This window comes from Streptomyces sp. MA5143a, from assembly GCF_900290235.1.
In the GTDB taxonomy this organism is placed as follows: domain Bacteria; phylum Actinomycetota; class Actinomycetes; order Streptomycetales; family Streptomycetaceae; genus Streptomyces.
Genome location: NZ_OLMK01000080.1, coordinates 1 through 20,982, shown reverse-complemented (window position 1 = coordinate 20,982; position 20,982 = coordinate 1). Strand labels below are relative to the sequence as shown.

Annotated in this window: 17 protein-coding genes; 6 read left to right on the top strand and 11 right to left on the bottom strand. The window is 72.3% G+C overall.

Features of this window, described 5'->3' with window-relative positions; all coding sequences use genetic code 11:
- Window positions 1-57: 57 nt before the first annotated feature.
- Complete coding sequence (mshA, locus tag SMA5143A_RS31300) at window positions 58-1,398, bottom strand: D-inositol-3-phosphate glycosyltransferase (RefSeq protein ID WP_181362084.1); 1,341 nt, start codon at window positions 1,396-1,398, stop codon at window positions 58-60.
- A gap of 217 nt (window positions 1,399-1,615) precedes the next feature.
- Here mshA and SMA5143A_RS31295 point away from each other — a divergent pair, with 217 nt between their 5' ends.
- From SMA5143A_RS31295 to SMA5143A_RS31285, 3 genes are all read left to right on the top strand, one after another.
- Complete coding sequence (locus SMA5143A_RS31295; protein ID WP_107466219.1) at window positions 1,616-2,395, top strand: class I SAM-dependent methyltransferase; 780 nt, start codon at window positions 1,616-1,618, stop codon at window positions 2,393-2,395.
- Window positions 2,396-2,649: 254 nt separating this feature from the next.
- A complete protein-coding gene (locus tag SMA5143A_RS31290) occupies window positions 2,650-3,765 on the top strand; it encodes a C40 family peptidase (RefSeq protein ID WP_107466217.1) in 1,116 nt (371 codons plus the stop codon).
- A gap of 522 nt (window positions 3,766-4,287) precedes the next feature.
- On the top strand, window positions 4,288-5,706 hold the full coding sequence (locus SMA5143A_RS31285) for a PP2C family protein-serine/threonine phosphatase (RefSeq protein WP_107466215.1): 1,419 nt from the start codon (window positions 4,288-4,290) through the stop codon (window positions 5,704-5,706).
- Window positions 5,707-5,736: 30 nt separating this feature from the next.
- Here SMA5143A_RS31285 and SMA5143A_RS31280 read toward each other — a convergent pair whose 3' ends face one another.
- The 3 genes from SMA5143A_RS31280 to SMA5143A_RS31270 form a co-directional block, all read right to left on the bottom strand.
- Entirely contained in the window at window positions 5,737-6,081 is a 345-nt protein-coding gene (locus SMA5143A_RS31280) for a DUF2516 family protein (RefSeq protein ID WP_055717421.1), read from the bottom strand.
- A gap of 174 nt (window positions 6,082-6,255) precedes the next feature.
- Window positions 6,256-6,876, bottom strand: a complete 621-nt coding sequence (locus SMA5143A_RS31275) for a hypothetical protein (RefSeq protein WP_107466231.1) — start codon at window positions 6,874-6,876, stop codon at window positions 6,256-6,258.
- Between the two features lie 256 nt (window positions 6,877-7,132).
- On the bottom strand, window positions 7,133-7,657 hold the full coding sequence (locus SMA5143A_RS31270; protein WP_107466213.1) for a helix-turn-helix domain-containing protein: 525 nt from the start codon (window positions 7,655-7,657) through the stop codon (window positions 7,133-7,135).
- A 180-nt stretch (window positions 7,658-7,837) separates the two neighbouring features.
- Between SMA5143A_RS31270 and SMA5143A_RS31265 the strand changes: the two genes are divergently transcribed.
- Window positions 7,838-9,238 carry an MFS transporter gene (locus SMA5143A_RS31265; protein WP_181362083.1) on the top strand — a complete coding sequence of 467 codons (1,401 nt, stop codon included), beginning with the start codon at window positions 7,838-7,840 and terminating at the stop codon, window positions 9,236-9,238.
- Between the two features lie 545 nt (window positions 9,239-9,783).
- On the top strand, window positions 9,784-10,644 hold the full coding sequence (locus SMA5143A_RS31260; protein WP_107466211.1) for a nitroreductase/quinone reductase family protein: 861 nt from the start codon (window positions 9,784-9,786) through the stop codon (window positions 10,642-10,644).
- A 235-nt stretch (window positions 10,645-10,879) separates the two neighbouring features.
- Here the strand turns inward: SMA5143A_RS31260 and SMA5143A_RS31255 are convergent, their stop codons facing one another.
- The 5 genes from SMA5143A_RS31255 to SMA5143A_RS31235 form a co-directional block, all read right to left on the bottom strand.
- Entirely contained in the window at window positions 10,880-13,066 is a 2,187-nt protein-coding gene (locus SMA5143A_RS31255; protein ID WP_107466209.1) for a HelD family protein, read from the bottom strand.
- Between the two features lie 83 nt (window positions 13,067-13,149).
- Window positions 13,150-13,758, bottom strand: coding sequence for a TetR family transcriptional regulator (locus tag SMA5143A_RS31250; protein WP_107466207.1), 609 nt, complete (start codon window positions 13,756-13,758; stop codon window positions 13,150-13,152).
- Window positions 13,759-13,767: 9 nt separating this feature from the next.
- Window positions 13,768-15,975 (bottom strand): phosphotransferase family protein, encoded by a 2,208-nt coding sequence (locus tag SMA5143A_RS31245; protein ID WP_258193843.1) that lies wholly within the window; start codon window positions 15,973-15,975, stop codon window positions 13,768-13,770.
- Window positions 15,976-16,170: 195 nt separating this feature from the next.
- Entirely contained in the window at window positions 16,171-16,908 is a 738-nt protein-coding gene (locus SMA5143A_RS31240; protein WP_258193842.1) for an HAD family hydrolase, read from the bottom strand.
- Window positions 16,908-17,798 carry a GntR family transcriptional regulator gene (locus SMA5143A_RS31235; protein WP_258193841.1) on the bottom strand — a complete coding sequence of 297 codons (891 nt, stop codon included), beginning with the start codon at window positions 17,796-17,798 and terminating at the stop codon, window positions 16,908-16,910. Before SMA5143A_RS31235 ends, SMA5143A_RS31240 begins: the two co-directional genes overlap by 1 nt.
- A 165-nt stretch (window positions 17,799-17,963) precedes the next feature.
- Between SMA5143A_RS31235 and SMA5143A_RS31230 the strand changes: the two genes are divergently transcribed.
- Window positions 17,964-18,152: a hypothetical protein gene (locus SMA5143A_RS31230; protein WP_055520886.1), complete on the top strand. Its 189-nt coding sequence runs from the start codon at window positions 17,964-17,966 to the stop codon at window positions 18,150-18,152.
- A gap of 33 nt (window positions 18,153-18,185) precedes the next feature.
- Here the strand turns inward: SMA5143A_RS31230 and SMA5143A_RS31225 are convergent, their stop codons facing one another.
- The gene (locus SMA5143A_RS31225; RefSeq protein WP_375136566.1) at window positions 18,186-19,028 is read right to left on the bottom strand and encodes a winged helix-turn-helix domain-containing protein; all 843 of its coding nucleotides are present in this window, start codon (window positions 19,026-19,028) and stop codon (window positions 18,186-18,188) included.
- Between the two features lie 408 nt (window positions 19,029-19,436).
- On the bottom strand, window positions 19,437-20,690 hold the full coding sequence (locus SMA5143A_RS31220) for a GNAT family N-acetyltransferase (RefSeq protein ID WP_107466200.1): 1,254 nt from the start codon (window positions 20,688-20,690) through the stop codon (window positions 19,437-19,439).
- Between the last annotated feature and the right edge of the window lie 292 nt (window positions 20,691-20,982).

The following is a 20,982-nucleotide window of genomic DNA, read 5'->3' as shown; positions in this document are numbered from 1 at the left end:
CACGGGCGGCGTCGGGGGCCCGCGCGTCGAGGGCCCTGCGCGTCGATGGCCCGCGGCCTACCCGTGGTGGGCCCGCAGCCCCTGCCGCCGGTGGTCGTAGGTCGCCGCCGTGTACACGTCGGCCGTGGCCTGCGCCGACGTGTCCCAGCCGAAGGACTCGGCGTGGCGGGCCGCGGCCTCGCCCATGCGGGCCGGGAGGTCGGGAGTGTCGGCGAAATCGCGCAGCACGCGCGCGTACGCCGCCGGATCGTGCCCCTGGACCAGGAAACCGGTGTGCCCGTCGCGTACCGCGACCGGGAGACCGCCGACCGCGGCCGCCAGCACCGGCGTACCGGCCGCCTGCGCCTCGATGGCGACCAGCCCGAAGGACTCGCTGTAGGACGGCATGACCAGCACGGACGCCGCCCGGAACCAGTCCGCGAGCTGCTCCTGGCCGACCGGCGGCCGGAAGCGCACGACATCGGCGATGCCGAGGCGCGCGGCCAGCTTCTGCAGCCCCTCCGGCTTGGCGAGTCCGCTGCCGCTCGGTCCGCCGACGACGGGCACGACGATCCTCGACCGCAGTTCGGGCCGCTCGCCCAGCAGCACGGCCACGGCGCGCAGCAGCACGTCGGGTGCCTTGAGGGGCTGGATACGGCCGGCGAAGAGGGGGATCAGCGCGTCCTGCGGGAGGCCGAGGCGGGCGCGGGCCGCGGCGCGGCCGTCGGCGGGGCGGAAGCGGTCGAGGTTCACACCGGGGTGGACGACGGCCACCTTGGCGGGGTCGGCCTCGTAGTGGCGTACGAGTTCGTCGGCCTCCTCCGCCGTGTTGGCGATGAGGCGGTCGGCGGCCCGTACGACCTGGGTCTCGCCGATGACGCGGGCGGCGGGCTCGGGGGTGTCACCGAGGGCGAGCGCGGCGTTCTTGACCTTCGCCATGGTGTGCATGGCGTGCACCAGGGGGACGCCCCACCGTTCGGCGGCGAGCCAGCCGACGTGGCCCGAGAGCCAGTAGTGCGAGTGGACGAGGTCGTAGTAGCCGGGGCGGTGCCCGGCCCACGCCTGCATCACCCCGTGCGTGAAGGCACACAGCTGGGCGGGCAGGTCCTCCTTCGCCAGGCCCTCGTACGGGCCCGCGTCGACATGCCGGACGAGGACGCCGGGCGCCAGCTCGACCTTCGGCTGGAGGGCGGCCGTGGTGGCCCGCGTGAAGATCTCCACCTCGATGTTGAGCGCCGCGAGACGCTGCGCGAGCTCCACGATGTAGACGTTCATACCGCCGGCGTCGCCCGTGCCCGGCTGGTGGAGCGGTGAGGTGTGCACGGACAGCATCGCCACGCGGCGGGGCTTCCTGTGCAGTCTCAACCGTGACGCGGCGGTCGGAGAGCGTCGCCCGAGCCTGCTGACGTAGTGGCTCACGTGGCGTTCCTCCTTGCTGCGGGCATGCCGTTCGGAGGGCATACGGACCCTCTCGGCAGGGGGAACACCGGACGAGGCGGTTCCATTTCCTCTTTGCAAAAGAATTACCGACGATCGCTCAACCGTTCGACGGCGGCGGCGGGCACGTGGCGTCCAGGGGCCCGTACGGCCGGACGGGGGGCGCCCCGGCCACCCCCCGTCCGCATACGCTCGGCCCATGGCACGACCCGTCGGCACGGTGACCCGCGGCACCACCAACCCCAACCGTCTGCGCCGCATGGACCGCTGGATCGCGGCGACCCACGGCGCCGAACTCCGCCGTGCCGCCACCCCCGTCGCCGTGGACCTCGGCTACGGCGCCGCCCCCTGGACCGCGCTGGAGCTGCTGCGGCGGCTGCGCGCGGCAGCGCCCCGTACCGAGGTCGTCGGCATAGAGATCGACCCGGCCAGGGTCGCGGCGGCGCGACCGTACGCGTGCGACGGCCTGACCTTCCGGCACGGCGGCTTCGAGGTGCCCGTACCGGGCCGCCCGACGCTCATCCGGGCGGCGAACGTCCTGCGGCAGTACGACGAGGAGGAGGTCGCCGCCGTCTGGGAGCGGCTGTGCGCCCGCCTCGCGCCGGGCGGACTGCTGGTCGAGGGCACGTGCGACGAGATCGGCCGTCGACACGTCTGGGCCGCCCTCGGCCCGGAGGGCCCCCGCACGGTCACGTTCGCCACGCGACTGGGCTCCCTGGAGCGCCCCTCGGACCTCGCCGAGCGCCTCCCCAAGGCGCTGATCCACCGCAACGTCCCGGGCGAGCCCGTCCACGCCTTCCTCCGCGACTTCGACCGCGCGTGGGCCGCCGCCGCCCCGTACGCGTCGTACGGTGCCCGCCAGCGCTGGATCCGCACGATCCGCGACCTGCGCGCGGACTGGCCGGTGCGGGACGGCGTCACACGCTGGCGCCAGGGCGAAGTCACGGTGGCGTGGGAGGCGTTGGCGCCCCGCGCCTGAGCGGCACCGGAAACGACCGCGCAGCCTGCCCCCCACCCACCTCAACTCCCCTGGGAACGAACCCGGTGAGTCGTTCGTCACACATGCGGGGACGCCGTCATACGGGAGGGAGCAGGGGGAAGGGAGTTCTTGCCCGCCTCTGTCGCATTGCGCGACTCCATGGCACGATCACCCAGGCGCCAGAAGTTACTGACGGTTAATCAGTTCTCTTGGCGTGAGTCATCAGCGCCGGGACGGGTTTGGGGGCAAGGGCTATGGGAGCCGGCAAGCGGAGCCTGACCATGGCGGCCGTGGCCGTGGTCTGCGCGTTGACCGTGCTGGGCGCACCGGTCACCGCGTACGCGAGCCAGACGCAGCCGACCGACCCGACCCCCACCCCGACGCCCTCCCCCTCGGGCACGGGCACCCCCGACGCGGACTCCGCGCCGGTCACCAACGAGCAGTTGGAGGCCGTACGCGCGAAGCTGGAGGGCCTCTACCACGACGCGGCGGTCGCCACGGACGCGTACAACGCGGCGGAGGAGAAGGCCGACAAGCAGTCCGCCGAGATCGTCGATCTGGCCCACGAGGTCGTCAAGGGCCAGGAGAAGCTGGACAAGTTGCAGGACCTGATCGGCGCCGCGGCCCGCGCCCAGTACCGGGGCGGCAGTCTGCCGCCCGAGGTGCAGCTGTGGTTGAGCGAGAACCCCCAGGAGTTCCTGGAGGGCGCGGACCGGCTGCGCCAGGGGCAGTTGGCGACCAAGGGTCTGCTCGCCGAGATGAACCGCACGCAGGACGACCTGGAGCAGTACTCCAAGGACGCCTCGGCGCGCTGGCAGAAGCTCGAGTCGAACCGCAAGGCCAAGGAGAAGGCCAAGAAGAAGATCAAGAAGCAGATCGCCGCCGCCGAGAAGCTGGAGGCCGATCTGGAGGACGACGAGCGGGAGCGGCTGGCGAAGCTGGAGGAGGACGCGGCGCAGCAGAAGCAGGCCGCGTGGCTGGACTCCGGCATCCTCGACGAGATCGACGGCAAGGCCTCCGAGCAGGGCAAGAAGGCCGTGAAGTTCGCGACGGACCAGATCGGCAAACCGTACGAATGGGGCGCCGAGGGCCCGCTGACGTACGACTGCTCCGGCCTCACCAGCCAGGCGTGGATCGCGGCCGGCCGGGGCATCCCCCGTACCTCGCAGGAGCAGTGGCGTCAGCTCACGCACATCCCCGTCGAGAACATGCGCCCCGGCGACCTGATCATCTACAACGCCGACGCGAGCCATGTCGCCATGTACATAGGCGACGGCTCGATCGTCCACGCCCCGCGCCCGGGGCGGACGGTGACGATCGCGGGAGCGGGAACCATGCCGATCCTGGGAGTCGTACGCCCCGACGCGTGACGCGACCGGCGGGCGACGCGACCGGCGGGCGACGCGACCGGCGGGGCACCTGTCCGGCGGACGACGTGGCCGACGGGCGACGTCACCGACGGACGGCGCGGCCGACGAGCGGCATGGCCGACGAGCGACGTGACCGGCGGGGACATGACCGGCCACAACTCACCCGCGATCCGCCCGCGTTCCGCCCGTCGCGCTCACCCTCAACCCGTTCGCATTACGCCCGCAATGCGCCGAAATCCCGCGAATCCACGAGCCGCTGGGCGGCCAAGTGACCCATCACACGTGACTCTCACCACCTTCGGCCGCCGGCTCAACCCCTATCGCGTGACATTCGTCATCCCTGAGGAAAGCCCTGTCATGTCCAAATGCGCTACTGGATGCGGCATATGACGGTGGCCGATTGCCGTCCGGCACATCGCCAAGCATTCCGTTGCGGCGGCGCCTGACGCTAAGGTCCCCGTCGGTGGGTCGAGGTCCCTCGCCCCGCCCGTGCCCTCGGGGGGAGGGAAGGAACCCAAGACGATGCCCGTACCCGTACCGCGGCAGAGAGCCATCCCGGCCGTGGAGAGTGGTCAGGCGCACGCCGTGTCCGCACCCAGCGGCCCATCCGGAGAGGGGGCGGCCCTGAACGCCTCGGCCCAGGCCCCTGCCGACAAGTCCACACACCCGGCCCGTCCGGCCGTCGGCGCCATCGCCCCGAGCGGCCCCACCAACCTCACGGTGCTGCTGATCGAGGACGACCCTGCCGGGTCGCTCAACGTGCCCGAGTTGCTCGACTCCGCGGGCAAGCCGATCCGTGTCCGCACCGCCCGCAACCTCACCGAGGCCCAGCGGCTGCTGACCGACGACGTCAACTGCATCCTCCTGGACCTGGCGCTGCCGGCCCCGGCCCGCACCCCCGAAGTCCCGGCCTCCTCGGGCGGCGGCACCGCCACGGAGACCGTCACCGACATCGACGAGCTCTCCGTCCTCAAGCACGTCCTGGAACTGGCCCCCCGCCACGCCGTTCTCGCCCTCACCGACTCCGGTGACACCGAGCGCGGCACGGAGGCCGTGCGGGTCGGCGCGCAGGACTATCTGTTCCGCGACGAACTGGACGGCCGGCTGCTGAGCCGGGCGATCCGTTACGCGGTGGAGCGGAAGCGGTCGGACACGGCGGAGCGCCGGCTCACGGAGTCCCGGCTGCGCGCCCAGGAGAACGCGCGCCTGGAGCGGGGCCTGCTGCCGACGCCGCTGCTGGAGGGCTCGTCGCTGCGGTTCGCGGCGCGCTACCGGCCGGGCCGTTCCCGGGCGCTGCTCGGCGGCGACTTCTACGACACCGTCCGCACGCCCGACGGCACCGTCCACGTCATGATCGGCGACGTCTGCGGACACGGCCCGGACGAGGCGGCGCTCGGTGTGGAGCTGCGCATCGCCTGGCGGGCGCTGACGTTCGCGGGGCTGTGCGGCGACGAGTTGCTCTCGACGCTCCAGCGTGTCCTGGAGCACGAGCGGGAGAACGACGAGATCTTCGCGACGCTCTGCACGGTCGACATCGCGCCCGACGGCCGCCGCGCGGGCCTGTGCCTGGCCGGCCACCCGTCGCCGCTGATCGTCCGCCGCGGGCGGGACGGCGCCGCCCCGCCGGCCGAGCTGCTGCCGTACGACAACGGCGGGCCGGCCCTCGGGCTGCTGCCGAACGCGCGCTGGCCGCGCACGCAGATCGAGCTGGGCGCCGCCTGGAGCCTGATGCTCTACACGGACGGGCTGATAGAGGGCCGGATCGGTGAGGGCAAGGAGCGGCTCGGCCAGGACGGCATGGTCGCGATGGTCCGCCGCCAGCTGGCCGCGGGCCTGCGCGGTGAGGCGCTGCTGCGCGCCGCGGTGAACGAGGTACGCGACCTCAACGGCGGCGAGCTGACCGACGACGTGGCCGTACTCCTGCTGGACCGCGAGGGCTGACCCGCCCGGCCCCCGCAGGGTCGGGTGAGGTCAGCGACCGCCGTTGTACGGCCCGTACGGTCCGTCGCTGCTGGAGCCGCGGCTGCCGCCCCGGCCACCGCCGCCGGAGATCTGCCGCACGGCGGGGCGCACGTCGACGATGTAGACGATGCTGGCGATGAGGCCGATGATCGGCAGGAACGACAGGAGCGGGAACAGCACACTCACGACGAGCGCGATCCCGAGGATGATCAGCCAGAACACCTTGGTCTGCTTGTCCGTCGCCCGGAACGCGTCCTCACGCCGGAATGTGGCGTCGATCAGCGCGAAGGCGGCGAGGGCGATCACTGCGAGCTGCAACAGTCCCATGAACCCAGCGAAGCCGTTCATCAGCATGCTGCCCACCACCACCCGTTCTCTTCGCCTTCGCGGTTCTCACGGTCACGGTCTTCCGAACACTCCTACGGGGCCACCGTACCCGTAGAACGGGCCGGACACCCCAAAGGTGCCCGGCCCGTCCCCGTACCGTGTCCTGCGGCGCCACACCGTCCTACGGTGGGCGCGTACCCGTTACTTGGCGGGCGGCGTGGTCTTCTTCGCGGTCGTCGGCTTGCGGACCGGGGCGGCCTTCTTCGCGACCGGCTTCTTGGCCTCGGCGGTCGGCGCGGGCGCGGCCTTGGCCTCGGCGGGCTTGGCCGGCTCGTCCTTGACCGCGACCGGCTCGGCCTTGGGCCCGGTGTTGGGCTCGACGGCGATCGCGAGCTCCTCGATCTCCTCCGCGGCCTCGCCGCGCCAGGTGCGCACGGCCTGCTCGCCGTGCTCGGCGACGCGCTCGTAGGTCTCACGGGCCTTCACGGCGTACTCGGCGGCGACGCCGACACTGCGCAGCGCCAGGTCCTGGGCGCTCTCGCCGAGCTTCTTGAGGTCGGTGTCCAGGGTGCCGATCAGCTCGGTGACCTTGGTCTGGAGGGTCTCCTGCGTCTCCTTGACCCGGGCGGTCGCCTTCTCCTGGACGGCCTTGGGGTCGGTGTTGCGCACGGCGTCGATCTTGGCCGGCGCCTCGGTGCGCAGCTGCTCGACGAGGCCGGGCACCTTCTTGGCCTGCTGGAGGGCGAGGTCGGCGGTGCCGGCGGCGAAGTAGAGCGGCGTCGGGTCGGTGACGGCCTTGCGGATGTCGTCGGTGATGGCCATGGTGATGGTCCTCCGGGTCTGGCGTTCAGCTGAGGGTTCGTGTGGGTCCGGCCCGCGGTCGACGTCGTCCACGGGTTCCGTGTCCGAATCGGTCAACGCGTCAGAGGTGCTCGGCGTAATCGACGAGGCCGGATCTCCGGTCAGTGCGGGTGCGGATCCGCGTCGATGCGGGTCCGCGCGTACGGGGTGATGCGGTCGAGCGGTTCGACGGGGTCTGCGGGTGTGCGGTGGTGCGGTCCGAGGGACCTTGGCTCCGTCATCTCGCGGTCAGGCGCGGACCGGCACCGGCACCGCCGCCGTCGGACACGGGAGAAGCGGGGCCGGCGGCCGCTCCGGCGCCGTTGCCGTCGGCGGTCTCCGCGTCGGTGCGGTCCGCGTCCCGGACCGCACCCGGGTCTCCGTCCTCACCGTCGCCGTCGCCTATGAGGACCTCGAACCCGTTCTCCTTGCGGAAGGACTCGTAGATCTGGAGCAGCACCTGCTTCTGCCGCTCGTTCAGCGTGGGATCGGCGAGTATGACGGCGCGCGTCTCCACCTCGTCCCGGTCCCGCTCGGCGTCGAGGATCCCGGCCCGCACGTACAGCGTCTCGGCGGAGATCCGCAGCGCCTTGGCGACCTGCTGGAGGACCTCCGCGCTCGGCTTGCGCAGCCCGCGCTCGATCTGGCTCAGATACGGATTGGACACCCCGGCGGCGTCGGCGAGCTGCCTGAGCGACAGCTGCGCGTTTCGCCGCTGTTCACGCAGGTACTCACCGAGATTGCCGACGTTGAGCGTTGCCATGCCTCCACCATGCCCCACCCCCGCTAACTATTGCAAGCACCTGCTTGCAAAAGTGCGCCACGCCACGTCGCCGACCACTCGGGCCGGTATACGCCGATCAGCACGGCCTTCCCCCGCCCCGCCATCTCCGTACGCATAAAGCCTTGACCTCAACTGTGCTTGATCCGCGAGGCTTTGGGGGTGACTTCGTCCTGGGCTTCCCGTCTGTTGCCGTCCGCGTACCGGCCCCTGTTCGGGCACGTCGAGTTCCGGCGGCTGTTGCCGGCGCTCGCGGCCTCGGATCTCGGGGACGGGATGAGTGTGGTGGCCGTGGCGTGGCTCGCCGTGGAGATCGCGCCGCCCGACCGGTCCGGGCTGCTGGTCGGCGCCGCGATCGCCGCGTACGCGCTGCCGGGGGCCGTGGGGGCGCTCGTCTTCGGCCGGTGGCTGCGGCGGATGCCCGCCCAGCGGCTGCTGGCGGCCGACAGCTGGATCCGCGCCACACTGCTCGGCTGTGTGCCGCTCGCCTGGCTGCTGGGCGTACTGCACCCGGTCCTGTACGTCGTCCTGCTCGCCGGTTCGTCGGTGCTCCACGCCTGGGGCGGCGCCGGCAAGTACTCCCTCCTCGCCCGCATCCTGCCGCCGGAGCAGCGGCTCGCCGCGAACGCCCTGGTCAGTACGAGCGGCTCGGCCTCCATCATCATCGGCCCCGCCATCGCCGGGTTCCTGGCGACCGTCCTGAGCCCGGCCTGGATCATCGGCATCGACGCCGCGTCCTTCGCCGTACTCGCCCTCCAGGTCGGCCGTCTCGGCGGCGCCGCGACGACCGCGGAGACGGCCGCGCCCGTCGACACCGGTCAGTCGGCGGCCGGGCTCCACCTGTTGCGCAGGCAGCCCGAACTGCTCGGCGTCCTCGCCCTGACCTGGTTCTTCAACTTCCTCTACGGCCCGGTCGAGGTCGCGCTCCCGCTCCACGTCACCGCCGATCTGCACGCCGAGTCCAGTCTGCTCGGGCTGTACTGGACGTTCTTCGGCGTGGGTGCCGTCGTGGGCGGCCTCACCGTCGGCGCCCTGAGCAGACTCCCGCTGTGGCCCGTCACCCTGGCCATCGTCGCCGGGTGGGGCTGCGTGCTGGTGCCGTTCGGACTGGGCGCCCCGGCCGCCGTCACCCTCGTCTGCTTCGCGCTGGGCGGCGTGATCTACGGCCCCTTCACCGCCCTGTCCTACACGCTCTTCCAGGACCGTACGCCGCCGGCCTGGCTCACCACGGTCCTGGCCGCCCGAGGCGCCGCCCTCCTCACCGCCGCCCCGGTCGGCACGGCCCTCGGCGGCCCCCTCACCGCCGCGCTGGGCCCCCGCCCCGTCCTGGCCGCCTCCGGCCTCGCGACCATCGTCCTTGCCGTGATGGCCACGGCGCTGTGGGCCTGGGGGAGCCGGCGAGGGGTCATCGGGGGCGAGCCGAAGGGTGACCTGGAGGGCGAGTCGAAGGCCGAGTCGAAGGGTGACCTGGAGGGTGGTCCAGATGGACGTCCGGAGGGTGGCACAGATGGCCGCCTGGCGGAGTCGGCCGAGGCGAGGGCGCTGCCGGGCGAAAGCAAGTGAGGTGGCGGCCGACCGGGTCGACGGGCCGGGTCGACGGGCCGGGTCGACGGGCCGGGTCGACGGGCCGGAGTGGTGGCGCTCCACCCCGTGCCCCGCGACGCCGCCGACACACACCCTTCGCGGTCGTCCCCGGATAACTCGTTGCCCGCGTCCGCCCGCGCCCACTACCGTTGCCCTCATGACTGCCGGGTCGGCCTTGGGCCGTGAGCGGATGGGTTGCCCGGCCTCCGAGTGAGGTCGGGGCGGGCCAGGGGTCCGCCTGTCGTGGCGCGTGGGAGCACCGCGCCACAGCACACCACGGATACCGCGTGCGTCTCGCCGTACGGCATCGCGCGCGGCGCACCGCATGACATCGCCCGCACCGCGTCGGACGACATCGCCTGCACCGCAGCGCGCCGCTCCTCCCTTCCCGCCGTGACGCGCACAGCGCGGCGATCACCCCTGCCCTCACACACGACACCCACGACGCCACGACGCCGCGGCGCTCCGTCGCGCCTCGGCCTCCGCGCGTCGTCGTCGGCATCGTCATCGACAGAAAGCTGAGAATGCCCAACCCCTTCAACCAGCCGGTCATCGAAGAGTTCCGCGCCAACCACGGCAAGGTCGGCGGCATGTTCGAAGGCGCCCGCCTGATCCTCCTGACCACCGTCGGCGCCCGTACGGGCAACCCCCACACCACCCCCCTCGGCTACCTCCCCGACGGCGACGGCACGGTCCTCGTCATCGCGTCGGCCGGGGGATCGCCCAAGCACCCCGACTGGTACCGGAACGTCCTCGCCAACCCCCGCGTGACCGTCGAGAGCGGGGTGTTCACCTACGAGGCGGACGCCGTCGTCCTGGACGGCGACGAACGCGAGCCGGCGTTCGCCCGGGCCGTCGAGTCCGACCCGGGGTGGGCCGAGTACCAGGCGAAGACGGACCGTACGATCCCGGTCGTCGCCCTCCGCGAGGTCCCCGTGGCCGGCCCCCCGCACATCAACGCCGGCTCCATGGGCGAGGCCATCAAGGTCGTCCACGACGCCTTCCGCCGCGAACTCGCGCTGATAAAGCGGGAGTTGACGGCGAGCGACGGCAAGTCCACCCTCGGCGCGCAGCTCCGCGTCAACTGCCTCACCCTCTGCCAGGGGCTGCACAACCACCACACCGGCGAGGACACCATGCTGTTCCCGTTCCTGGCCGACCGGCACCCGGAGCTGGCCCCGACCCTCACCCGCCTCGGTGAGGAGCACGAGCGGATCGCCGCCCTGGTCGAGGACCTGCGCCAGGTACTGACGGCCACAAAGAACGCCGGCACCGGGGCCGTACTCGCCGACGTGGAGCGGCTCACGGCCGAGCTCGAAGCCCATCTCGACTACGAGGAGCAGCAGTTGATCCCGGCCCTGGACGCGGCCCCCGCCGTGGGCTGACTTGGCGGGCGGCAGGTGGGCCGCCCCGGACACGGACAAGCCGGTGAGCGGCGGACGAGCCCCCTGGGGGGAGGGAGATCGGGCTCGTGCGTTCCGCCGCTCACCGGCACCTCCGACCGTAGTCACCCCGCCCGACGCCGAGGTCCGCGCCAGGTCATGACTACGCCGCTATCCGGTAACACCCGTGACCCGGCCCCATCCGACACCGGCCCGCCCCACCTGACGCCCCTCCCCCTCACCACGGCACCCCCCACCCGTGCACCACGTCCAGGCGCGACACCGCCCGCGTCAGCGCGACGTACAGCCGGTGCAGACCCCGCGCCTCCGCCGCCGCGATCGCCGCCGGCTCGACGACCACGACATGGTCGTACTCCAGGCCCTTCGCCATCCGCGCCCCCAGCACCGCGACCCGCGCCCGCAGGTCCTCCGCACCCCCGGTCGCGATGCCGGCCACGGCGAGCGCCTCCCTCAGCCGTACGGTCTCGGCGTCGGGTGCGATCACCCCGATGGAACCCTCGCGGGCGAGGGCCTCCCGCACGGCGGTGACGGTTTCGTCGACCACGGCGGCCAGGAGACGGGCGCCCCCGGCAGCCCCCGCCTCCTCCACCTCCCCCACCCTCCGCATCCGCAACTCCCCGTCCCCCCGCAGGGATCGGGCCGTCGGCACGTCCACGTCCAGCCGTCCCACCAGGCGGTTGGCCACCTCGACCACGGCTCCCGGTACCCGGAAGCCCGTCGTCAGGGGCACGACGGTCGCGTCCGGTTTGCCGAGGTGGGCCAGGAGGCGGGGCCAGTCACGGGCCGCCCAGGGGGTGGTTCCCTGGGCCAGGTCGCCCAGGACCGTCACCGAGCCGAACACGGCCCGGCGCCCGATCGCGCGGCACTCCATCGGCGAGAGGTCCTGCGCCTCGTCGATGACGATGTGCCCGTACCCCTCGGGGTGTTCGAGGAGCCCCGCCACCTCGTCGAGGAGGACGAGATCGGCGGCCGACCAGCGCGCCGACCGCCACGAACGCGGCGGCTTCGGCCACAGCACGGCCTTCTGCTCCGCCGCGTCGAGCAGCCCCTCCGCCGCGGCGGCCAGCGCCTCCGGGTCGGCCAGCAGTCGCGCCACGACCTCCTCCGGGCGGGCCCGCGGCCACACGGAGTCGAGGAACGCGCCCACCGGCCGCGACCGGCCCATCCGCCACGCCCAGGCGTTCGACTGCGGCCCGGCCCGCCGCTCCGCCTGCTCCCGCAGCAGCCCCACGATCCGCGCCCGGACCCGCTCCCGCCCTGTGTCGTACGGCGGTTCCGGCTCCTCCCGCCGTACGTCCGCCACGATCCGTTCGAGCTGGTCGCCGGTCACCCGCCAGCGGTACGTGCCGTCCGGCACGACCAGTGCGTCGGGCCGCCCGGTGGCGATGCGGGCGTACAGGGCCCGGCGGAGCACCCGCGCCATCCGGACGTCGTGCTTGAGCGTGGCCGCCCGCTCGTCGTCCTCGGCGGTGACCGGCTGCCGGGCGATCTCGTCCTCGACGGTCGACTGGCGCACGCCCACCTCGCCGAGCGCCGGGAGGACCTCCGCGATGTACGACAGGAAGGTCCGGTTGGGGCCGAGGATCAGCATGCCGCCGCGGCGGATGCGCTGGGGGTGGGTGTAGAGGAGGTACGCGGCCCGGTGCAGGCCGACCGCCGTCTTGCCGGTGCCGGGGGCGCCCTGCACACAGACGGAGGTCGCGAGACCGGCGCGTACCAGGTCGTCCTGCTCCGGCTGGATGGTGGCGGCGATGTCCCGCATGGGGCCGGTCCTCGGCCGTTCGATCTCGGCGGTGAGCAAACGGCTGGGCGCGGAGCCCTCGCCGCCCACGTCCTCGCCGCCCACGCCCCCTGCGTCGCCCTCGCCGCCCTTGCCCCCGGCGTCGCGTGCCTCGCCGCCCAGAGGCTCGTCCTCGAACCCGGTCAGGTCGGCGGAGTCGCCCCGGCTGCCGGGGGCCCAGCCGAAGCGCCGCCGGACGGCCACGCCCCTCGGGTCGCCTGCGCTCGCCTGGTAGAAGGCGCGGGCCACCGGCGCGCGCCAGTCCACGACCAGCGGCGGTGACCCCGGATGCTCGGTGATCCGCAGCCGCCCGAGGTGGTAGCTCTGCCCGGCGTGCCCGCCGTCGTGGCCGTCGTCCCCGAAGTCGAGCCGCCCGAAGAACAGCGGGCCCTCCGGCAGTTCCCGGAGCGCCTTGGCCTGACTGCGGAGCCGGTACCCGAGCACCTCCGCGTCGGCCCCCGAGGCGGAGACGTCCTCGCCGATCACCACCTGCTCCCCCGCCCCCTCCACCATGGCGGCGAGGGCGGCGCGGCAGGCGTCGTGATGGGCGCGCTCACGGGTGAGGGCGTTTCGCAGGGAGGGGGACGGGTCGGCCGGGTTCTCGGGCGCACGAGTGGACGTCATTCCGCCGAGCGTACCGAAATAACGTGACCGAGTTAAATTTTTGACCGAGGCTCAGTGATTGCTCCCGATCCCCGGCCCCGCCCTCACACCACCAGCGACCGCTCCAGCCGCCCGAACACGCGCTCGGCCGCCGCGACGGCGTCCCGCTCGATCTCCTCCACCCGCTCCCCCCGCTCGATCCGCCGCCAGTTCTCCATCGCCAGCACCCGTCGTACGGCGACGAGCTGCCCGGCGGCCACCCGCGCGTCGAGTCCGCCGCCGAGGGCCTCCGCGAGGGCCTCCTCGGACCGCTCCAGATGGCCGTACATACGGGCGACCAGCGACGGCGTGCCGTAGAGGAGCCGGTGGAAGGCGAGCACGCGCGGGTGGTCGTTGAGTCCGGTGACCGGGTCGCGCCGGGCCAGCCCGGCCAGGAAGTGGGCCCGCAGCGCCCCCACCACCGACTCGTCCTCGGCCCGGCCCGCCACGACCCGCGCCGACTCGGTCTCGTGGTCGGCGATCAGGTGCAGGACGAGGTCCTCCTTCGCCGGGAAGTAGCGGAAGAGGGTCGGCTTGGAGATCTCGGCGGCCGCGGCGACCTCGGCCACGGAGACCGCGTCGAAGCCCTTCTCCAGGAACAGCTCGATCGCGATCTTGGACACCGTCTCGTACATCCGCCGCTTCTTGCGCTCCCGCAGGCCGGTCTCACTCATGGGTCGAGCCTACGCAGGCACGCGGGCGTCGGAGCGGGCCCCGGACCCGGCGCCGAGGGAGGGCCGGGGGCCGAGGGAGGGTCGGGCACCGACGGGGGCGCGGGCGTCCAGGGGGGCCCTGGCGCCGTGGAAGGCGTGCGACCTGGCGTGGAGTCCCAGGCCCGCGGTCGCGGCGGTCAGGGTCATGGCGTACCCGTCCACCGCCCGGCGCACGTTGGGCGCCTCCAGGCCGTCGCCCGTGACGAGACGGTCGAGGTCGACATAGGCCGAGCGGACCGTCTCGATCCAGCGGTAGACCCGCCAGTCGTCCTTCCAGCCCTTGGTGCACTCCTCCGGCAGGGCTCGGGACCAGCGGGTGAACAGCCGCTCGCGGATGTCCGCGAGGGTGGGGGTGAGGTGCATATGGCGGACCAGGTCGTAGAGCGGGTCGCCCACCATCGCCATCTCCCAGTCGATGAGGGTGAGCCCGGCACCGCCCTCGCGCCGTACGAGGTTCCACGGGTTGAGGTCGCCGTGCAGGAGGGCGGGGCGGCGCGGGGCCAGCAGATGGCGCCGCAGCAGTTCCCCCAGCCGGCCACTGCCGGGCAGTCCCAGCTCGCGGGCGAGGTCGATGGTCTCCTTCGGGAGTTCGGCGACCATCCGGATCAGCTCGTCGCACAGGCGGGGGTAGAAGTCGTCGAGGGACGCGTCGCGGTCCAGCTCCCCGCAGTCCGCGCGGGTCAACTCGGCGAGCTGGTCCACGAGGTCGTCCGCCTCGTGCGGCAGCAGGCCGTGCACCGGGTGGTCGGGCTGCCGGATCGTTCCCGTCGGCCCCTCGTAGGAGTGGATGGTGAATTGGTCGCCGAGCGCACTGGTGCCCAGCGCCAGCACCCGCGGGGCGCGCACCCCCGGGCAGGACCGTTCGACGGCCCGCAGGACGGCGTGCTCGTTGAGGAAGCGGCGCTCCCGGGGCACGGCCGTGCCGACCTTGCGCCGCACCATCACGGGACGCGGGAAGCCGGACACGCGCACGGCCGTACTGAGGTGGGCCGTCCCCCGGAACACCCGGTCCGCGGAGGCCGCGCCCTCCTCGAACAGCGCCGCCCGTACCGCCGACGCGGGGAACTCCGGGTGCTCGGGCACCCTCGGGTCGCGCTCCCAGACGACGGCGGAGACCGCCCGCTCCCGGCTGTGCCGCCGGCCGTGGGACAGGTTCCAGCGGAACAGGACGCGCTCGATCGCGCGCTCGTCGGGCACGCGCCGCAGCCGCAGGGGTTCCTCCGCCGCCAGCAGCGCCCGGTGCACCGCGCGGGTCGCCTCGTCCAGGTCGCTCTGGTCGAAGGAGTCTCCGAGCGAGGTCACCGCGCGCATGACGTCGGGGTAGACGGACTGGGCCCGCTCGAAGGCGAGGTAGTGCCCGAGGTCCCGGTCGAGGCCGCCCGCGGCCTCGCCCCGCCGGCGGCCCACGGCCTCGCCCCACGCGTCCGTCACCCGCGCCCACTGCTCGCTCGGGTAGCGGGTGCGCACGAGATGGGTGGCGAGGTCGTACAGCGGGTCGCCGTACGTCGCCGACTCCCAGGCGACGCAGACCAGCGGGGGGTCGCCGTCGTACGGCACGATCACGTTGTCGCGGTGCAGATCGGTGTGGACCAGGCTGAACGGGCGGCTGGTCATCGTCGGCACCCGTTCGGCGAACCGCACCAGGGCGTCGTCGGGGATGCCCAGGGTCGTGAAGAGCCCGCCGAAACGGCCCCAGTTGCGCCGTCTGAGCTGCTCCTCCGCCGCCAGGGCCAGCGCCCGCAGGAAGGCCCGGCTGTCCCTGCTCGACCGGGGCCACGACTGCGGCAGCGGCGGCAGGTCCTTCCTGCGCACCCGGGTCATGTCCGCCAGCAGCCCCGCGAGGCCCTGGATCAGCCGGGCGTCCAGCGGAGTGCCGTCGGGGTGGAGCCCGGACAGCGGTACGCCCGGCACATGGGTCAGGACGGTCAGGTCCCCGTGCCGGACGAGGCACCGGGGTGTGTGCGGCAGGAACCGGTGCACCGCGCGCAGGATCTCCGCCTCGTCCTGCCAGGTCCGCACGACCACGGGCAGCGCGGACCGGATGCGCCGGCGCACGGTGACGGACTGCCCGGCCTCGCAGCCCAGGAGCCGCCGGTCGGCCTCGGTCGGCGTCCGCACCGTGTGGTGCAGATGGTGACGGCCCCGGCCGGCCGGGCCCAGAGCTTCCGCACGACGCACGAAGTCGTCGTACGCCGTCCTCCGGGCACCAGGCGGGGGTGGACCATCCAAGGGTCACTCCTGAACAGCCGTGCGTCGCCTCTGATGTTCATGCGACGAAAGTGAGAGTGAGGACACTGTAATGGGCTGAGCCCCGCACCACCCGGCCAATGGCTCGTTCCGTACGTGCGCCCGTCCCCCCGGTCCGGAAGGGCCCTACGTCCGGGACCACAGCACCTTCAGGACGGCCTCCAGCGATCGGACGACGACCCGGGCGCCCGCGTCCCGCAGCTGTCTCCCCTTGTCCTCGTCACGGGCGTAGCCGAGGAACGGCACTCCCGCCCGTTCGGCGGCGATCAGATCGGTCGGGGTGTCGCCGATCATCAGGGCCGCGGACGATGTGGCGCCCAGTGCGCCGAGCGCCCGGTTCAGACAGTGGGGGTCCGGTTTCAGCAGGTCGAGGTCGCTCGTCCGGCCGTATATGTGCCGGCTGAAGCAGCCCGTCAGGCCCCGGCCGGCGAGGTAGCCGGCCACGGTGCGGGGGGAGTTGTTGGTGGCCACGGCGAGCCGGCTGCCGAGCGCCGACCAGGTGCGGATGAGCGGATCGGCGTACGCGGTGGGCATGGCGGAGGCGACCGCCTTCAGCTCCAGCTGGGTGAACCTCTCCTCCAGCTCGGTGACCAGATCGCTGCGCGGGCGCCTTCTGTTGATGGCGTACAGCACGACCATCGGATCCGGGTGGACCCGTTCCTCATCGGTGAGCAGGCCGTGCAGTCCCTGCCCCTCCAGCCACGCGACCAGGTCCTTCGCCACCTGCTCCGCGGAGTGGCCCGCGAACAGCCGGCAGATCGGGCCGTCGAAGTCGAACACCACGTAACGAACGGGAGCGATCAGCTCACGCAGGATCTCTGTCTCAACCGTCACCGCATCAGTCTGCGTCGTATCAGGCGTCACTAGGAGAGTGTCAGGTCCGTGGTGATGGTTTCCCAGAGGGCGTCGAACCACTGCTGGGACTGCTCCACGAACGCCTCGTCCCGCCGGCTGGTCTCCCGCGCGAACGAGAACAGCAGCGACTGGGTACCGAACGCGTCGTACATCTCCAGCGGGCCGCCCTCCAACTGCTCCTCGCGCCTCATGAGCGTGTAGTACGCGATGAGGGCCTCGGTGCCGTTGAGGAGGTACAGCTTCACCGGCGGGGTGAACGGCAGCGCCCGGAAGGTCACACGGACGTCGATGCCGTGGGAGGTGCGCAGCGCCCGGAGGTTGTGGCGCAGCACGCGGATCTGGGCGTTGCGCTGGTCCAGCCAGCGCTTGTGGACGGGGTCCTCCTCGTCGTCCTCGCCGCGGCCCTCCACCGGCACCGGGAAGGCCAGGTTGATCTTCCGGGACGGCAGGAGGATCCGGACGTCGATCGACTCGGGGCGGATCGTTCCCTCGTGGATGAGGCGGACCGGTTCACCGAGCGCCAGCATCAGGGTCTCGGCGGTGAGGCAGGCTGCGTCGACCCGGACGTGCGGTGCCGAGAACGCCTCGGCCAGCCGGGGCGCGAGGCCCACCATCGTGGGCTGGGGCTCGTTGCCGGTGGAGCGGGTGGCCTCGGCGACGCGGGGCGGGCTGCCCTTGCTCACATTGCTCAGCAACCCGTCCTCGTGCAGGGCGCGCAGAGCCTGTCGCACGGTGCCGCGCTCGACGCCGAACTCGTCGGCCAGCTCGGCCTGGGTGGGCAGCCGTTCGCCCGGCCTCAGGGCGCCGCTGCGGATGCGTTCCCGCAGGGTGTCGGCGATCTCCTGGGACGAGAGCCTTCTGCTGCCGTTCACTGCGACGTTCTCCTGGGTCACGACCAAACGCTACAACTTTGATCCATCTTTGTGGAGTTCACTGCAAGGTGGTTATGAGTATCGACCAAGTGGGCACCATCTAAGAAGAGTTGGTAACCAACTTGGTGAAGTTGGCGGACGTTCTGCCTCCTCTTGCCCGACCCGCCTCAGCGCCTCGAAGGAGGTACCACCATGCCCGCCATCGCCCTACTCTCCGCCATCGCCGTCGTCGCCTTCGAGCAGACGGTCGAGTGGCGCTACGGCACGATGGGGATCGTCGGCCTGCTGTTCCTCACCGTCGGCCTGAAGGCACGCAACCACACATGCAGCTCCATCGGCGCCGTCATCCTCGCACTGCTCTTCGCGGGCCCCACCTTCTGACCCGACCGAGCATCGCGGCCCGCCCCGCCGCCGTCAGCTCGTGAGCACCAGCTCCGAGCTGATCGTCTCCCACAGCGCGTCGAACCACAGCCGGGACTGCTCGACGAAGCTCGCGTCCCGCGGGGCCGAGGCGGCGCCCCGCTCGAAGGCGAACAGCATCGACTGGGTGCCCTCGGCGTCGTACATCTCCAGCTGCTCGCTGTCCACCTCCGCCTCCGTGCGCCGCACGGTGTAGTACGCGAACAGCGCCTCCGTGCCGTTGAGGAGGTACAGCTTCACCGGCGGGGTGAACGGCAGCGCGCGGAACGTGACATGGACGTCGATGCCGTGCGTGGACCGCAGGGCCAGCAGATTGTGCCGCAGCACCTGGCCCTGGGCGTTGCGCTGGGCGAGCCACCGGCGTTGCAGCCGGCCGTCGACCGAGGCGTCGACCGGCGCGGGGAACGCGAGCGGGATGTCCCGGCTCGGCAGCAGCACCCGCACGTCGACCCTGGCCGGTTTTGTGCGCCCCGCGTGAATCTCGCGCAACGGCTCACCCACGGCGAGCGTGAGGGACACCGCCGTGAGGCAGAGGGCGTCGATCATCACGTGCGGGGCGGCGAAGGCGGCGGATATGCGCGGGGCGAGTTCCACCGTGGTGGGGCGCGGCGGCGCTCCGGGCCCGCCGGTGAACGGCTTTGCCAGGTCCGGAGCCACCGTCGCGGGGCTTCCCTTGGAAACGTTGGTGAGCAGCTGCTCCGACTGGAGGATGCGCAGCGCCTGGCGGACGGCACCGCGCTCCACGCCGAACTCGTCGGCGAGCTTGGCCTGGGTGGGCATGCGCTGTCCCGGTCGCAGCTCGCCGGACCTGATCCGGCGGCGCAACACGTCGGCCACCTCGTGATGTGACCTCCGGGGCCGCTGTGACGACTTCCGTCGATCGACGGCCGCACGTTCCCGCTCCACGAACAAACATTACAACTTCGCGCCATCTTCCGGCAGTTCATGGGAAGGTGGTTATGAGACGACTCCAAGCGGAGATAAGTAAGGAAGAGTTGGTCGCCAACTTCGCTGACATGGTCAAACCATCGGCTTGTTGGTGACCTGGCTCACACGGACCGACCGATCGACCTCCCTTCCGGAGGGGAGCCGGGAGTTCGACCGGTCCGCACAGCCACAACTGAATGGCACAGCCACAACTGAATGCGCAGCCACAACCACAACTGAACAGCTACGGATGCAGCACACCCGCACACCGAGGAAAGGTCGAACGACAACTCCCGGGTCCCAGCGGCGGACCCGCCATCAGAAGAGGTCCGGGCACCACGGGCGCCTGGACGTCCGCAGCAGGGCGTCGGCGACAGCGGCGGCGCCCTTCCGCTGTTCCCCGACCCGGCCGAGCGCGACGAGCCGCACCGCCGACTCGTCGCCCAGCCACAGCGCGGCGAGGTCCGCGACGTCCAGCACCAGATCGCCGTCCTCGCTCGTCGGCACGCAACTCGCGCCGTCCGGACCGGCGTCCAGCCGGTACCGCCCGGCCGCGAATCGGTCCCCGTCGACGATCTCCAGCACCAGCGTCCCGGTGCCCGCGTACGTCCGCGCCTCCAGCGCCCGTACGACGTCCAGGATCCGCACCCACAGCCAGTCGGCCTGGACGGTGACGCGCGCGGCGCGCGGGTCGGGGAAGAAGTGCGGGAGGAGGTCGTCGGGGGCCCGCCAGCCCGTCTTGACCTTGGTGATCCAGTCGATCGAGCACAGGAAGTGCCACAGGGCGCGCTCGGCGGCCGGGGTCGTCGCGATCAGCCAGTTGACGTCGGCGGTGTTGTGCGGCTGCTTGTCGTGCCAGTGGTCGTCGGACTCGTACGAGACGAGGCCCTGAACCTCGCCGGCCGCCGAGCGGTACACGGCGTAGAACGGCTCGGTCCACGACGAGACGATGCCCGGCTCACCGGTGTTGAGCCGCCACCAGCGCTCGTCGCGGTCCACGGCACCGTGCTGGGCGCGACGCAGCCGCTCGTGCAGTTCCGGGCCCAGTTTGCGTACGTCGGCCCCGTCGACGAGGTCGACGCGTCCGCCGTCGGCCGGGCCGGACCAGCGGGGGTCGAGTCCGGTGCGCGGCACGTCGATCGTCCACTCGGTGGTCCAGGTGGCGGGGCCGAAGCCGTAGCGGCCGTAGATCGGGTACTCGGCGGCGATCAGCGTGGCGACGACGTCTCCGCGGTCCTTCGCGGCGGCGAGGTCCTCGTCCATCATCCGGGTCAGGAGGCCCCGGCGGCGATGTGTGGGGCTGACCGTGACGTTCGAGATGGCGTCGGCGGGGACGGCGCCGCCACCCACGACCGTCAGCTGCTGCGGGAACGAACGGAACGTGGCGACGCAGCGGTCCCCGTCGAACGCGCCGAGCGTACGGGCCGGGACGAGGTGCGCGGTGCGGTCCTTGAGGTCCTGCTCGGACCAGGTCTCCGGCGGCCGCAGGAACCCGGTGTTCAGCGCGCGGATCCAGTCGGCCTTGTCGTCCTCGGTGATGGCACGCACGACGATGTCCTGGGTGGGGCTCATGAATCCACGCTAGGGGGTGCGCGGAGCGACTGTCGCGGGGTTTTCGGGCGCCGCGGGAGGGGAGCCGGGGGTTCGTTGGCGGGTGCGGGTGGGTGGGGGTTGTTCGCGCGGTTCCCCGCGCCCCTGAAAAGCGACCGGGGCTGCGCCCCGTGCTTTTCAGGATGAAGGCCGGGCCGCAGGCCCGTGCCCTTCAGGGGCGCGGGGAACTGCGCGAGAAACCACAATGGACCCGCACCCGCCAACGAACCGCGCACCCCCGAGCTAGGGCGTGTTGCGAAAGTCCCGTCTGCCC

Excerpts from the sequence above, each read along its gene's own strand:
- SMA5143A_RS31230 (WP_055520886.1), top strand. The coding sequence starts at position 17,964 with ATGCCCGCCATCGCCCTACTCTCCGCCATCGCCGTCGTCGCCTTCGAG.
- SMA5143A_RS31285 (WP_107466215.1), top strand. The coding sequence starts at position 4,288 with ATGCCCGTACCCGTACCGCGGCAGAGAGCCATCCCGGCCGTGGAGAGT.
- SMA5143A_RS31280 (WP_055717421.1), bottom strand. The coding sequence starts at position 6,081 with ATGCTGATGAACGGCTTCGCTGGGTTCATGGGACTGTTGCAGCTCGCA.
- SMA5143A_RS31290 (WP_107466217.1), top strand. The coding sequence starts at position 2,650 with ATGGGAGCCGGCAAGCGGAGCCTGACCATGGCGGCCGTGGCCGTGGTC.
- SMA5143A_RS31275 (WP_107466231.1), bottom strand. The coding sequence starts at position 6,876 with ATGGCCATCACCGACGACATCCGCAAGGCCGTCACCGACCCGACGCCG.
- SMA5143A_RS31255 (WP_107466209.1), bottom strand. The coding sequence starts at position 13,066 with ATGACGTCCACTCGTGCGCCCGAGAACCCGGCCGACCCGTCCCCCTCC.
- SMA5143A_RS31270 (WP_107466213.1), bottom strand. The coding sequence starts at position 7,657 with ATGGCAACGCTCAACGTCGGCAATCTCGGTGAGTACCTGCGTGAACAG.
- SMA5143A_RS31220 (WP_107466200.1), bottom strand. The coding sequence starts at position 20,690 with ATGAGCCCCACCCAGGACATCGTCGTGCGTGCCATCACCGAGGACGAC.
- SMA5143A_RS31295 (WP_107466219.1), top strand. The coding sequence starts at position 1,616 with ATGGCACGACCCGTCGGCACGGTGACCCGCGGCACCACCAACCCCAAC.
- SMA5143A_RS31260 (WP_107466211.1), top strand. The coding sequence starts at position 9,784 with ATGCCCAACCCCTTCAACCAGCCGGTCATCGAAGAGTTCCGCGCCAAC.
- SMA5143A_RS31250 (WP_107466207.1), bottom strand. The coding sequence starts at position 13,758 with ATGAGTGAGACCGGCCTGCGGGAGCGCAAGAAGCGGCGGATGTACGAG.